11 protein-coding genes are annotated in these 13890 nt (G+C 44.8%); 7 read left to right on the top strand and 4 right to left on the bottom strand.

Going from position 1 to position 13890, the window contains the following annotated elements:
• Position 1 precedes the first annotated feature (1 nt).
• Together K1X66_01975 and K1X66_01970 are read right to left on the bottom strand one after the other, a co-directional pair.
• Entirely contained in the window at positions 2 to 2647 is a 2646-nt protein-coding gene (locus K1X66_01975; GenBank protein MBX7157143.1) for an insulinase family protein, read from the bottom strand.
• Positions 2644 to 3138 (bottom strand): hypothetical protein, encoded by a 495-nt coding sequence (locus K1X66_01970; protein ID MBX7157142.1) that lies wholly within the window; start codon positions 3136 to 3138, stop codon positions 2644 to 2646. Before K1X66_01970 ends, K1X66_01975 begins: the two co-directional genes overlap by 4 nt.
• A 296-nt stretch (positions 3139 to 3434) precedes the next feature.
• Between K1X66_01970 and K1X66_01965 the strand changes: the two genes are divergently transcribed.
• The 3 genes from K1X66_01965 to rnc are packed head-to-tail and all read left to right on the top strand — an operon-like array spanning position 3435 to position 5745.
• Positions 3435 to 4025, top strand: a complete 591-nt coding sequence (locus K1X66_01965) for a redoxin domain-containing protein (GenBank protein ID MBX7157141.1) — start codon at positions 3435 to 3437, stop codon at positions 4023 to 4025.
• Between the two features lie 55 nt (positions 4026 to 4080).
• A complete protein-coding gene (locus K1X66_01960; GenBank protein MBX7157140.1) occupies positions 4081 to 5001 on the top strand; it encodes a tyrosine recombinase in 921 nt (306 codons plus the stop codon).
• A 12-nt stretch (positions 5002 to 5013) separates the two neighbouring features.
• Complete coding sequence (rnc, locus tag K1X66_01955; GenBank protein ID MBX7157139.1) at positions 5014 to 5745, top strand: ribonuclease III; 732 nt, start codon at positions 5014 to 5016, stop codon at positions 5743 to 5745.
• Here the strand turns inward: rnc and K1X66_01950 are convergent.
• Entirely contained in the window at positions 5651 to 8227 is a 2577-nt protein-coding gene (locus K1X66_01950) for a hypothetical protein (GenBank protein ID MBX7157138.1), read from the bottom strand. The genes rnc and K1X66_01950 overlap by 95 nt on opposite strands.
• Positions 8228 to 8312: 85 nt before the next feature.
• Here K1X66_01950 and K1X66_01945 point away from each other — a divergent pair, with 85 nt between their 5' ends.
• Positions 8313 to 10022, top strand: coding sequence for a chloride channel protein (locus tag K1X66_01945; protein MBX7157137.1), 1710 nt, complete (start codon positions 8313 to 8315; stop codon positions 10020 to 10022).
• A gap of 47 nt (positions 10023 to 10069) precedes the next feature.
• Entirely contained in the window at positions 10070 to 11104 is a 1035-nt protein-coding gene (locus tag K1X66_01940) for a DUF4126 domain-containing protein (protein ID MBX7157136.1), read from the top strand.
• 38 nt (positions 11105 to 11142) lie between these two features.
• On the opposite strand, the gene hemB is transcribed toward K1X66_01940, so the two are convergent.
• The gene (hemB, locus tag K1X66_01935) at positions 11143 to 12153 is read right to left on the bottom strand and encodes a porphobilinogen synthase (GenBank protein ID MBX7157135.1); all 1011 of its coding nucleotides are present in this window, start codon (positions 12151 to 12153) and stop codon (positions 11143 to 11145) included.
• Between the two features lie 26 nt (positions 12154 to 12179).
• On the opposite strand from hemB, the gene K1X66_01930 reads away from it, so the two are divergent.
• Entirely contained in the window at positions 12180 to 13337 is a 1158-nt protein-coding gene (locus K1X66_01930) for a class I SAM-dependent rRNA methyltransferase (GenBank protein ID MBX7157134.1), read from the top strand.
• Positions 13324 to 13878, top strand: coding sequence for a hypothetical protein (locus K1X66_01925; GenBank protein MBX7157133.1), 555 nt, complete (start codon positions 13324 to 13326; stop codon positions 13876 to 13878). Before K1X66_01930 ends, K1X66_01925 begins: the two co-directional genes overlap by 14 nt.
• Positions 13879 to 13890: the final 12 nt, after the last annotated feature.

Raw genomic sequence — 13890 nt, 5'->3', positions numbered from 1 at the left:
TTTAAGGGGTTTGAGGTTTTACCACGGCCACAACATAATGTTTTTGTGAAAAATATTTTTTAGCAACGGCAGCAATGTCTTCTGGAGTAAGCGATTGAATTTTTGTTTCATATTGCTGATAAAAATTGGCGCCTAACCCATATAAAGTATCCAAAACAGTGAGTTGCGCAAAGCCTCCATTGCTTTGACGGGCCATTTTTTGGGCGCCGAGCAGTTTAGCTTTAGCGCGTTGTACTTCTTCTGGACTTAAACCGTGTTCTGCTAAAATACGGATTTCTTCCAATAAATCGTGAGTGACTTTATCGGCTTTTACTGGATCCGTTCCAGCGTAAAAAATAAAATAGCCAGGTTTCAATCCAATGCGTTGCGCGGCGCCTACAAAATAAGCAAGTCCTTGCTCTTCGCGAATTTTAATAAAAAGGCGCGAACCTAAATCGGACAAAGCTTCTTCTAAAAGATCTAACGCGGGCCGATCAGGATCGGTAACGGAAACTCCTCGAAATCCAATTTGAACAATGGCCTGAGATTTATCAATCGCTTCATAGACTTGAAGGTTGGTAGATAAATCAGACGGCGCGGCGGCAGTAGACGTTGGCAACGGTTTTTGGGGCACAGAAGAAAAATGTTTTTCCAGTTCTGTTAAGACTTGTTTTTTATCTACAGCGCCAAATACGGCAATAGCGAGATTAGAAGAAACACAGAGTTTTTGATAAAAAACTTTTATCATTTCGGCATTTAGTGAACTGATGCTTTCCGGGGTGCCTAAGGGATTTCTTCCATAAGCGCCATCAAGGAAAAGGTGGCGTCTTAAAAGATTGCGACAAACTGCCATGGGTTCATCTTTTTCTTGTTGAAGCGCGGCCAGTTGTAAAAGTTTTTCTTTTTTTACTTCTTCTTCAGGAAATTGAGGATGAAGCAGCACGTCCGCGGCAAGTGCGATGCCTTGATTGAGATCCGATTTCAAAACATCCACTTGCAAACTGGTGGTGTTAAAACCGCTATCGACATCAATATTGCCACCGAGATTTTCCAGTTCATTGGCGATTTGTTCTGCAGTGCGATTTTTTGTGCCCTTGAGTAAGGATTGAGCGGTAAGATGAGTGATGCCCTGATTGGTTGGGGTTTCAAATAGCGTGCCGGATTTAAAGGAAATTCTTACCGAAGCTAAAGGCAAACGATCATTTTGACCGATGATTACGGGAATGCCGTTGCTGAGTTGATGCGTTTCCATGGATAACGAAGCAACTTCATTAGTGGCGGAAACCACATGAGCTGCGGGCGATAAAGAACCTTTAGGATTCAAAGAGACGATGGTTAAATTGTCGTCATTAAAATAAGTTTTTGCCACGCATTGGACATCGGCAGCAGTTACGGCTTGAATCTTTTTAAGATAATTTTCGGAAAAATTGAGATCATTCGCGACAAACCAACTGGAGCCGATGTCCGCAGCTTGACCTGACATGGTTTGCAATTGATTCAAATGGGATGCCAACGCTTGTTTGCGCGCTTTCTCCAATTCTAATGTGGAAATGGGTGATTTTTTAACTTGCTCGATTTCGTTTAAAATAGCTTGTTGCGCTTCTTCCCGTTTATCGACATCGCACACAGCGCTTATGGCAAATAAGCCTGCTTCTCCAGGCGTAAAAGAAAAAGCGCCAATGGAATGAACCAACGCGCGTTTTTCTAAAATTTCCTGATCCAATCGTGAGCTTCGTCCTTGTCCTAGCACGACACTTAACAAATCAAGCGCATAAACATCGGGATGCGTAATGGAAGGAATATGGTAAGACAAACGAAGTTGAGTGAGTGAAGTGTTAAATTCCTGATGTTGTTCGCGTCGGCCGAGTTGTTCCGGCTCTTTAGGAATGAAAATTTCTTTACAAACGCGACGCTTTTCCTGTTTCACCAAAGGTTCCAGATATTTTTTGACTTCTGAAAACGAAACATCCCCAACAACAATAAAGGTTAAATTATTGGGTGCATAGCGAGCGTGATAGTAATCAAGAACATCTTGGCGCGTAAGACGATTGTAAATATCCAAATAACCGATCACGGGATAACGATAAGGATGTTCGCGATAGGCGGTTTCAAACATGAGCTCCGAAGCCATGCGATCAGGATTGTCGAAACCCATCGCAAACTCGCGACGAATCACTTCTTGTTCTTTAGCATATTCTCCTTCGGGCAGCGTGGAGTTAAATATGGCATCGGTTAAAATATCCAACAACGTTTTCCAGCCTGAACTTGGCGCATCGACATAGAAAACAGTGCGATCGAAAGAAGTGTAAGCATTCATATAGCCTCCCACTCCTTGCACCGTTTGCGCAATTTCCGAAAGGCCGCGAGTTTGGGTGCCTTTAAAAAGCATATGTTCCAAAATATGAGATAGACCAGCGCCTATCCATTGATCTTCATGAATACTGCCCGTCCGACACCACGCTTGCACGGAAACCACCGGAGCCGAGCGGTCTTCACGAACAATCAGCGTCAACCCATTATCAAAAGTAAATTGCGAAGTTTTACTTTCAGGAATTTGAAGCGCAGTGGAAGAAGATGATGCCGGTGGTGTGCCGAAAAGTGCCATTTGAAAGTTCATGATAATCCAGAGTCCGCATCCTGCCGTCCAAACCACTGTCTTTGCTCTCATAGTTTTGGAGCTTTAGACGCATTATCTTTCTTTTTATTAGATCGAACTTTTTTATTTTTCAGATTTTTACGAGTTTTAAGCGTCACAATCGAAGTGCGACGTTCTTCCGGCAAGAAAGGTTTTACGAAAGCTTCATCGAAATCGTAACCCTTCTTAAAATCCTCAAGACTATCGCTTTCGGTTTTTCCAAAAACGCCAAGATTCACTAAATTAAAAACGATTTGCCCAAAATCTTCGCATTGACGCAATCCCCAATATTCCAGCAGGGTCTTTCCCATAGGGCCGTATTGTTTCAAAGTATAAATTCGAATACCTTCCAACAATTCTTGACCAGTGATGTGTTGAGGCGCGGGATTTTTGGAGGAATTCTTTTTTAATATTTTCGTCGTAAAATCCAAAGCCTCTTTCATGAATTGATAGGCATCAATGGAATAACGAGAATCCAAAATCACAATTTGCTCGAGTGCTTGTTGAAAAGAAATTTTAGCCATGTTACAACGATACAGAAAGATTAGACAAAGTAGTTGAACTAGAGGCGCGATAAGCCTTTACCCCGGCGCCTACTAAAAAGACGCCAAGAATGGCCACAATCACCATTTGTTCTTTACGAGTTAACTGCCACATATCAATGACTCATGTTGCCTTAAATTTTTTTTGGTGCAAGATTCAAAATGAAAATAAAAAGTAAAAATTCTCAAAAAGCAATCGAATTGAAGAAAGGATTTAATTGAATAAAATGATTACAGCCCTCATCCAAGTTTTATATTTTAAAGAAAGGAATAAGTTCATGAAAAAAATTTTATCGTTAATCGTTATGCTATCGCTTGTCTCTAGTTTACAAGCTGTAGAAGTGGGCAAAAGCGCTCCAGAATTTTCTGTTAAAGATTGTTGCGGTGAAGAAGTCAAATTGTCCGACTATAAAGGTAAGACTGTGGTGCTGGAATGGACTAACCCGGAGTGCCCTTTTGTTAAAAAATATTATGACGGCGGTCATATGCAAGATTTGCAAAAAAAATATACCGATAAAGGTGTGATTTGGTTGCGAATTAATTCTTCAGCGCCTGGGAAACAAGGTTATTTAAAAGATATGGAAGAAGCCATGGAATTGACAAAAAAACAAAAGGCCAAAGCTACAAAGCTATTGCTTGATTCGGACGGTCATGTTGGAAAGCTTTATGGTGCCAAAACTACGCCTCACATGTTTGTGATTAATACCGCAGGGATTCTCGTTTATGCTGGTGCCATTGATAATGACCCTGACACTTCTTATGATTCCAAAGCAAAAAATTATGTCGCGGACGCTTTGGACGCTGCGCTTACTAACAAATCTGTGGAAACAGCCAATACTCAACCTTATGGCTGCTCGGTGAAATACTGACATCATTTAATAAGTTTGGTTTTTGACTCAGTCTTGATAAAATCAAGGCTGAGTTATGGTTTCGATCGAGGTATATCACGGTTTATTGACTAAACAAATTGAGAATTATCTCAATTATTTGACTGTTGAAAAAGGAGTATCGACGAATTACCGTTTAATGAATCAACGCGCGCTCAGAAAATTTTTTGGTGCTTTGGAGGTTTCCTCACTTGAAGCGATTCGACCTGAACAGTTGCGCGATTTTTTAACGATAGAAAAACGCGGGGGTCGACGACCTGCAGGGTTGAAAATTTTAACTATAGCATTACGAAATTTTTTTCGATGGTGGTCAGAGCAAGAAAAAGGAAGAGAGAATCCCGCAGAATTTCTAGAATTGCCGAAACTGGATCGACGTTTGCCCGAAACTTTATCGCAAATAGAAATAGATCAGCTTTTGCAAGCGCCTTTTGGAAACGATGTTTTGAGTTTGCGAAATCGTGCGATTTGTGAACTTTTATATAGTTGCGGGGTGCGTGTTTCGGAACTGGTCAACGCGCGACTAGAAAATGTGGATTTGGAAAAAGGTTATTTACGCGTAATCGGTAAAGGGAATAAAGAGCGTTTAGTTCCGATGGGAAAAGTTGCCATTCATGCACTGAACGATTACTTGCAAAAAAGTCGTCCCCAGTTGATAAAAATTCACACGGGTGGAGAAATTTTTTTAGGACAACATGGGCGTAAGCTGACCATTACGCGCATTTGGGAGATCGTTCAAGCCCAGGCCCAAAGAGCAGGCATTCAAAAACGTGTTTATCCTCACGCTTTGCGCCATTCGTTTGCTACGCATTTGTTGCAAAATGGTGCGGATCTTCGTGCGATTCAAGAAATGTTGGGTCATGCTGATATTGCCACAACTCAAATTTATACCCATGTCAATGATGCGGCGCTCAAAAGCGCGCACTGGCATTTTCATCCGCGTTCAGGTAAGAAAAAGTAAAAAAAGATAAAGATGGAATTATTGGAAGAAAAAATTGGCTACCATTTTCGCGATCCTGCCTTGCTTCAGGAGGCACTAACTCATTCTTCGGTGCTTCATGAAAAACGCATGGCCCAGCAAGATAATCAGCGGCTGGAATATTTGGGTGATGCCGTGTTACAGTTACTGGCTTCTGAATTTTTATTTCATGCTTATCCCGAAGGGAAAGAAGGTGTTCTCACTCAGCAGCGCGCTCACCTGGTTAATCGTCATGCGATTTGCGAATTGGCGCGTCATCTTGATGTGGGTTATGCGTTGCTTCTTGGCAAAGGTGAAGAAGCGGATGGTGGACGTGAGAGGCTTTCGAATTTGACCGATGCCATGGAAGCAATTTTGGGGGCGCTTTATCTAGATGGCGGTTGGTTAGCCACAGCAGAGTTTGGCGAAAGAATTTTAAAACCATTTTGGCAAAATTACAGTCAGCGCGTAGCTCCGGAAAATCCTAAAGGTCAACTGCAAGAAATTTTGCAATCGCAAGGGTTGGAAACGCCCTATTATGAATTGACAAGCGCTCAAGGTCCGGATCATCGTCGCGATTACACCGTGTCATTGAAATGGCGAGGTCGGGAAATTGGTTGTGGCCACGGTCACAGCAAAAAAGAAGCGGAAGTTAATGCCGCAGCTGCTGCATTACGCGATCAAAGCTGGCTCGGATCAATGGGCGGATCTCCTGTAACTGATGACTCATTTGACTCTGAGAAGTGAACCCAGCTCGTTGCGCTAAAGATTCCAACTCTTTTTCATCGGCGGGCAGTTGAGCGCTAGCGGTAAATTCCCATTTTCTTAATGAGGATTCGATTTGGCGCAAGAGCGTATAACCTTTTAAAAAAAATTCTGCTTCTTGATGAAATTCTTGTTTCATCCCTTCCAAAGCGATTCGCGTAGAAGGCTCAAGAAAACCTCGTCGCATTTGCCAAGTTTGTGTGACAAATTCGATGTCCATTAATCCGCCTTGCCCTGTTTTGATTAATCGATCGTCAGGAGTGCCATGGGCGCGTTGTGTTTCGACGCGTTGTTTGATGTTGAGAATATCATCAATACAACTTTTTTGCTGACCGCGTTTGCGCCAAAGTTCAGTGACCGGCGTGATGAAGGCTTCCATTTTTTTGGTGTCGCCAAAAATGGGCCGAAATTTGGTGAAGGCTAAAAATTCCCACGTCTGCGCGCGATTTTGGTAATAGGAAATGGCTTGTTCAATAGGCAAAGTTAATGCACCGGCTTCGCCTTCAGGTCGAAGTCGAGCATCGGCATGATAAAGATGACCTTGAGGTGTGGCTTGGACGAGTACGTTTAATAATTGACTGGCTTCTTGAGGATTGCCCTCCAGAAAAACTAGATCCAGATCGCTACCATAACTTAATTCTTTTCCGCCAAATTTTCCTGCTGCGATAATGATCAATGAAGAATTTTTGCTTAACCAGTGCACACAACTTTCTGCCAGTGCGCTATGTTGAGTCTCAACCTGAACGGGAGTGATCAGTTTCAAGGCATCTTGAATCGCAATGCGAAGTCCTTGTTCCCAACGCCACAGACGAAGAGATTCTAAATTATCCAAGAAAGCTGTTTGTTTTTCATAATCGTTTCGGCCCCAAACTGAGTCAATTTCGCCTTCTCGACAAACCATCTCTAGCCAATCGGGATGATTGACCAAAAGATCGCGAAACCATCGACTCGAATCAAACAAACACAATAAAAGTTCCAACACTTTGGGGTTGGAGAGCCAGGTTTCATACAATTGTCCGCGCGAACCGTAGCGTTCAATAAACCGTTCTAAACCTATCAAAACATCGCTCGGGGCGACTAAACCACTGAGCTGTTTAGCAAGTTGGGATTCTAATTGTCGGAAAAGCTGTTTGGTGCGCGGGGCGACATTGAGAAAGTTTGAACCCTCTTGCAGCTCTTGCAAAGTTCGTTGCGCATCCGGCGAAAGCGGAGGCCAGGCGATTTCATTTTTTGCAGTTTTGTCAGCTTCAGAATCTTCGATGAGTTGATCAAACCATCCTCTAACCCGCTTGCGATATTGAGCGCACAATTCATCGAAATTTTCCAATGAAGAAAAGCCTAAACTTTTTGCAATTTTTGTTCTCAAATCGCGATTGGAAGGAATGAGATGGGTCTGTGCTTCTTCTCGCATTTGGATGCGATGCTCTAAACGTCGGAAGAAAAGATAAGCCTCTCGCAGTTCATTAACCGCAGAACGAGACATCAGACTAGTTTGATTGAGTTTTTCCAAGCATTTTAACGTGCTGGTTTCCTGTAAAAAAGTGTGACGCCCGCCATGGAGTAATTGATAAACCTGCACAATAAACTCAATTTCGCGAATGCCACCGACACCTCGTTTTAAATCGCTTTCGCGTGTTTCGTAATCGAGCAATTCTGTTTCCATGCGCTGTTTTAAATGTGCTATGGATTGCACCACATCGGAACTTGGATTTTTGGGATAACAGAACGATTGCAGCATCATTTGCAATTCGTAAGTCAATTCTGCACTGCCTGCGACGCGACGCGCTTTCATGAGCGCTAAACGTTCCCACGTTTCACCAAAGGCGGCATAATAATTTTCTGCGCTATCCAAAGAACGGGTTAATGGTCCCGAATCGCCTTCGGGCCGCAATCGCAAATCCAATCGAAATAAGTTGCCTTCTTTAGTTCGCTGAGTGAAATGATTGGCAAAAAGTCGACCCCAACGCTCGAACCATTCGTGGTAAGTGAGGCGTGGGGAGAGTTGACCTTCTTGGCCATAAAATAAGATTAAATCCACATCGGAAGAATAGTTAAGTTCATTGCCGCCCAGTTTGCCTAAGCCGAGAATTAGAAAATCGGTCTCAGGAATGTCTCCTTTTTCTCGCATTTCCTGATGGGCAATTTCGGCTGTCGTTTGAATGCATAAATCGGCTAAGGCCGACAAGTGCGCCATGCTCGCTTGCAGGGGAACGGTGCTGGTCCAATCTTGAAACCCGATGAGAACCATTTCGCGTCGTTTCATGCGACGCAAAGCATCTAACTTTTGGTTTGATGATGAGAAAGGTTGCAACAAAGTTTTGGCTTCGCGTTGTAAAACAGATGAAGTGCGCGTTGAAGAGGAATGAGTTTGCGATAAAATCCATTCGCGCCATTCTGGAAAAAGTTCAAGAGACGCTCGCGAAACGGGCGAAAACTCTAAAAAGGCGTCGAACTGTTTTTCCACGTTTTTCTTTTAACACAATCACCAAAAAACGGTGAATGATAAAAAATTATGGTTTTACTGCGACGAATTTGAGAGGATGAAATTTATGCGTTGGCTAATATCGCAATTTCAAAAAATTCCGCAGCGATGGCGTGGCATTTTTGGGATTTGTCTTTTTGGGTTGGTTGCAAGTTTGGGAGCTGTCGGCTTCCAACTGGTTATTAACTGGATTTATCAATTTGGCTTTATTAGGACGAGTCATTCGCCGCATTTTCTTTGGATCAGTCTTGGTGTTATTTCTATGGGTTCATTAATTTCAGGATGGTTATTGAGCAGCTTTTGTCCGGAGGCGGCAGGCAGTGGGATTCCGCAACTAAAGCTAGCATTTTGGAAAGAGTTTGGTCATACACCGCGACGCGTTGCTTGGGTGAAATTTGTTGCCGGAGCTTTGAGTATTGGAGGCGGGCAAAGTTTGGGGCGCGAAGGGCCGAGTGTGCAAATTGGAGGTAGTTTGGCATCGACCGTGGCAGGATGGCTGGGGTTCGCGAAACAAAATAAGCGCGCTGCAGCTGCTGCCGGTGCCGCGGCGGGTCTTGCGGCCGCTTTTAATGCGCCGTTGGCTGGTGTGGCATTTGTGCTGGAGGAAATTTTGGAAGATCTTAATAGCCGTTTTCTCGGGGCGGTGTTGTTAGCGGCGGTAATTGGCGCTTTTGTGGTGCACGCTTTTGTTGGACCTCAACCGGCTTTTGAGTTACCTCGAATTGGTGAGCCGACTTGGCGCGCTTATTTGTTGATTCCTGTGGTTGCAGCCGTAGCCGCATTGGTGGGAGTTTTTTTTCAACGGTGGTGTTTGCAATTGCGAATGGCGACTAAAAAACTTCATGTTGTTCCAAGGATGTTGCATCCGTTTATCGGGGGAATCATCACTTGGGGCATCGGAGTGGCGGTATTTTACACAACGGGTCGGTTAGGAGTGTTTAGTTTGGGATATGAAGATTTATCGGCGGCTCTGAATCATCGTGTTGTATGGCAAGTTGCTGCGGTTTTGTGTGTGGCAAAATTGGCGTCTACCATTATCTGTTATGGCTTGGGAGGATGTGGTGGAATTTTTTCGCCGAATCTTTTTTTTGGTGGCATGTGTGGTGTGGTGATTGCGGGTTTAAGCTCATATTTTTTTGATTTAACCGATTCCGGTAAATTGCTGTTAATAGTGGGTGGAATGAGCGCTTGCTTAGGTGCCGTGGTGCAGGCGCCCGTGACAGCGATTTTGATTATTTTTGAGATGACGCATCAATTTGCGCTCATTCCAGGTTTAATGCTTGCGGGGTTGGTGAGCCAAGCGGTTGCTCGTTCGCTTAATCACACCAATTTTTACGAAGAGGTTTTGCTCCAAGACGGTCATGCCATGGAACATATTATTCCGCCACGCGATTTGCAAAGTTGGCAAAATCTTCCCGCATCGGCCATTGCTAATTTTGATCCTGTAACGGTGGAGCGGTTGGAAGAAAAAGAATTGGCAGAACTGCTTCGGCGTGCGCCTTATCGATATTTTCCGGTTGTGGAAAATGGCAAGTTAAAAGGAATTTTAGCGCGGACAGAAATCGACGAAGCTCGAGCAGAAAATCGTCCCGCACAATTATTGCCAGCGAGCACCATTCGACCGAAGCAAACCATTCGTGAATGTCAAAATGTGCTCATTGAGTCGGTTGCAGGAATCGTGGTGCTCACGGATAAACCCGAAGGTATGCCACTTGCTGTGCTCACACTTCACGATATTTTGCGAACACAAATTGCAATGAGCGAGCGGGAAGGGTAAACAAGCATTGATTTGTATTTTTTCAATTTACTGCTTGAATATAAGATATGGAAACGCTCGAACTACTAGGGGCTACAATGGGCTTGGGCGCTTTATCAGGTATTAGTCTTTATTTAACGGTTTTTGTGGTGGGCTTTTCGTTGAATATGGGGTGGTTGATTTTGCAACCGGGATTGGAACCATTGGAAGCGTTGGCAGAACCATGGATTTGGACGTTGGCGCTGGTTTTTTATCTTTTAGAATTTTTTGCTGATAAAGTGCCTTGGGTTGATTCGCTGTGGGACGCAATTCATACCATCATCCGTCCGGTGGGAGCGATGTTTGTTTCGATAACTGTTTTAGGTCAAACGCATCCTTCCGTTGAGGTTTTGGGAGCGTTATTGGCTGGTGGCGCGGCGACGACGACGCATTTGACGAAGTCGGGAACGCGATTGCTAATTAACAGTTCGCCTGAACCGGTTTCTAATGTTGTGACGAGTGTTTTTGAAGATGTGATTGTGGTGGTGGGATCGATTTTAACCGTGCGTTATCCGCTCTATGCAATGGGGGCGGTTATTATTTTTGCCATTATTTTTGTGTTTTTGGCGCCTCGCATTTTTCGCATGGCTAAAGCGTATTGGATTTTTGTTTTGGGTAAGTTAAATGTGAATGGATCAAGGCAATCGGAATTGAAAACTTATTTGCCCCATGAGTTTGATATTGCGTTGAGGCGATTGTTTGGTGTGGAGGAAAAGGTGGAGTGGTCTTTACCTTGTCTCACGGGAAAATTAAAAGGTGTGGGAGGTCATGTCAGAGGTTATTTGGTGAAGACAAGCGCTAGAAATCGGATTTATTTTGTGGGGAAAAAGTCGTTTCGTGTGATTACGTCTTTGGTGACGTCGGATGTTTTCAAAGTGGAAAATCGGGAGGGATTTCTTTACGATGAACTGGTTTTTTACCAAGAAACAGCTGGGGTTTTTGGTAAGTTTCGTTTTTCGAAAAAGCATCAAGTTTCGGTAAAACAGGTTTGTCAGCAATTAGAACAGGATGTTGCTCCAACGCCTGTCGTTGCTTCTTCTTCATCGCTGCAACAGGTTTCTTAAAATTTTTTGCCCGCGAATGAAGCGAAAAATTTATGGATTTACTTTTTTTGTAAGATTTTTGCCATGTCTTTGGCAAAATAGGTGAAGATCATATCGGCGCCAGCACGTTTGATGGCAAGAAGAGATTCGTGACGCGTTTTTTCTAAATCGAGCCAGCCTTGTTGGGCGGCAGCGTGAAGTTGGGCATATTCGCCGGAAACTTGATAGGCGGCGATGGGTAAAAAAGTTTTTTCGCGCAATTTAGCGATGAGATCGAGGTAGGGGCCTGCGGGTTTGACCATGAGGATATCGGCACCTTCTTGTTCGTCGAGTTCTCCTTCAAGCAGAGCTTCGCGGGTGTTGGCAGGGTTGAGTTGATAGGTGCGTTTATCGAGTGAGGCGGTGCCAGCAGCCTGTTTGCTGCCGACGGCGTCGCGAAAGGGACCGTAGAAAGCGGAGGCGAATTTAATGGAGTAGGCGAGGATGCCGGTTTTGAAAAACCCTTTTTGATCGAGAGCTTGGCGAATGGCTTGGACGCGACCGTCCATCATGTCGGATGGCGCTACGAAATCGACACCGGCTTCGGCTTGTAAAACAGCCATTTTAGTAAGTTTTTCAACGGTTATGTCGTTATCGACGTCTTGGCCATCGGCCTCGAGAACGCCATCGTGACCGTGATTGGTGTAGGGATCAAGAGCGACGTCTGTAATGATGAGGAGTTGAGGTAATTCTTTTTTTATTTTTCGAACGGTTTTTAAAAGCAGTCCTTCGGGATCCAATGCTTTCGAGCCTTGTGGATCTTTTTGTGTGAGGGGTAGGCAGGGGAAAAGGGCGACGGCACGAATGCCGAGTTGGTGGAGAGAAGCGCATTCTTTGATCAGGTCATCGGGATTGAAACGGAAAACGTCTGGCATGGAAGTTACGGGTTCGGGTTTTTCGATTTCTTTAACAAAAAGTGGAGCGATGAAATCTTCAACGCGTAGGTGAGTTTCTTGAATAATGTCGCGAACTGAGGCGTGGTGGCGAAGGCGTCGCGGGCGACGGAATGAGTTGAAGATTGTGTTGGTCATAGCAATTAGGCTAAAGAGGTAGCAAAATGAGGACGATCGTTGAATTAAAAAAATCGGGCACGCATCGTTATTTGATGGGGCATCCGTGGATTTATGCGAGTGAGGTGGCGCGAGTTAAGGGGGAATTGTTGCCTCGTGAGAGTGTGGTGGTGAAGGACGGCTGGGGGCGTTTGGTGGGGAGTGGGCTGTTGAGTCCGCAATCAGAAATTCGGGTGCGACTGTTTTCGCGCAAAGAAATGGTTTTTGATGAGGCGTTGTTGCAAGCGCGCTTGGAGGTGGCGGTTAAGCGTCGAGGCGCTTGCGAGTGTTGTCGCGTGGTGTGGTCAGAGGCGGATGGGTTGCCGGGTTTGGTAGTGGATCGTTATGGGGAGGTAGTGGTTTTTCAAATTTTGCACGCTGCGATGGAAGCGTGGCGAGAGGAGATTGTGAAATGTTTGGCAAACGTTTTACAGCCGCAGGTTTTAATTGAGCGAAGTGATGCTTCGGTTAGGGAAAAAGAGGGTTTGAAACGGCGTGTGGAGGTGGTGAAGGGAAGTTATCGCGGAACCAGTTGTCATCAAGTCGGTGAGGTGAAGTTGGAGTTGGATTTGTTAAAAGGGCAGAAGACGGGAGCTTATTTGGATCAGGTGGAAAATTATAGGAAGGTGGCAAGGGTGGCGAATGGGCGTCGAGTTTTGGATTGTTTTTCGAATGTGGGCGGATTTGGGTTGCATTGCGCATGGGCGGGTGCGAAATCGGTAGAGGCGGTGGATTCTTCTGCAGAAGCGGTGCACGAAGGAAAAAAGAATAGTGAATTAAATAGGGTTGTTCTTGGGTGGCATGAGGCGAATGTTTTCGATTGGTTGCGGCAGGCGGTGGCCGGGAAGCGGCGTTATGATTTGATTATTTTGGATCCGCCGTCTTTTACACGAACGCGTGGGCGTATTGCTGAGGCGATGAAAGGTTATAAAGAAATTCATGTGCGCGCTTTTCAGCTTTTGGAGGTGGGAGGGTATTTGGCGACTTATTGTTGTTCGCATCATGTTTCTTTGGAGGGGTTTGAGGCGATGATTCGAGAAGCGGCTGGTGATGTGAAGCGCAGTGTGTTAATTAAGGAAAGACATTTTCAAGGATCGGATCATCCTGTATTGTTGGGAATGCCGGAAACGGAATATTTGAAAGGAGTTGTGCTTGAAACGATTTAGTTATTGGGTGTTGAGTTTATTTTTTGCTCTGTTTGCTGTTGTAGGGCAAGCGAAGGGTTTGATTAAAGCTGTGGATGCGGATGGAAGGACATGGGTGCTGAATCAACCGGGTCGAGTGATGGTGGTGATCGGAAATAATGCAAGGACGGCGGACGAAGCAAGAAAATGTGGTAAGACTTTAGACTGTTTTCAGGGAAGAAAAGATTTTCGTTGTTTGGTGCTAGTGGATTTGCGAGGAAGTATGGCGAATTGGTCGAAGGGGTATACCATTCGTCGGATGCAACGGGATTTGGATCAGGAGGCGGAACGGGTAAGGCCCTTTTATTTGAAGAATACGAATCAAGGAGATCCGCGCGATGAGATCGGGGCAGTGGCGGATTTTAGGGGAGAAGTTTGTGAGGAGTTGGGATGGCCTCCGAATCAGCGGGAGTTGCGGGTTATTATTTTTGGAAAGGACGGGAAGATTGCGAAACGTTTTGAGCCGGTGACGACTTATAAGGCGGTTCGCGAAGAGACGGAAGAGTTGTTGAAGGAAAAGTAGGGATTTAGGAGA

Source organism: Verrucomicrobiia bacterium (assembly GCA_019694135.1).
Lineage (GTDB): Bacteria > Verrucomicrobiota > Verrucomicrobiia > JADLBR01 > JAIBCM01 > JAIBCM01.
This window is presented reverse-complemented; position numbering and strand designations above follow the sequence as displayed.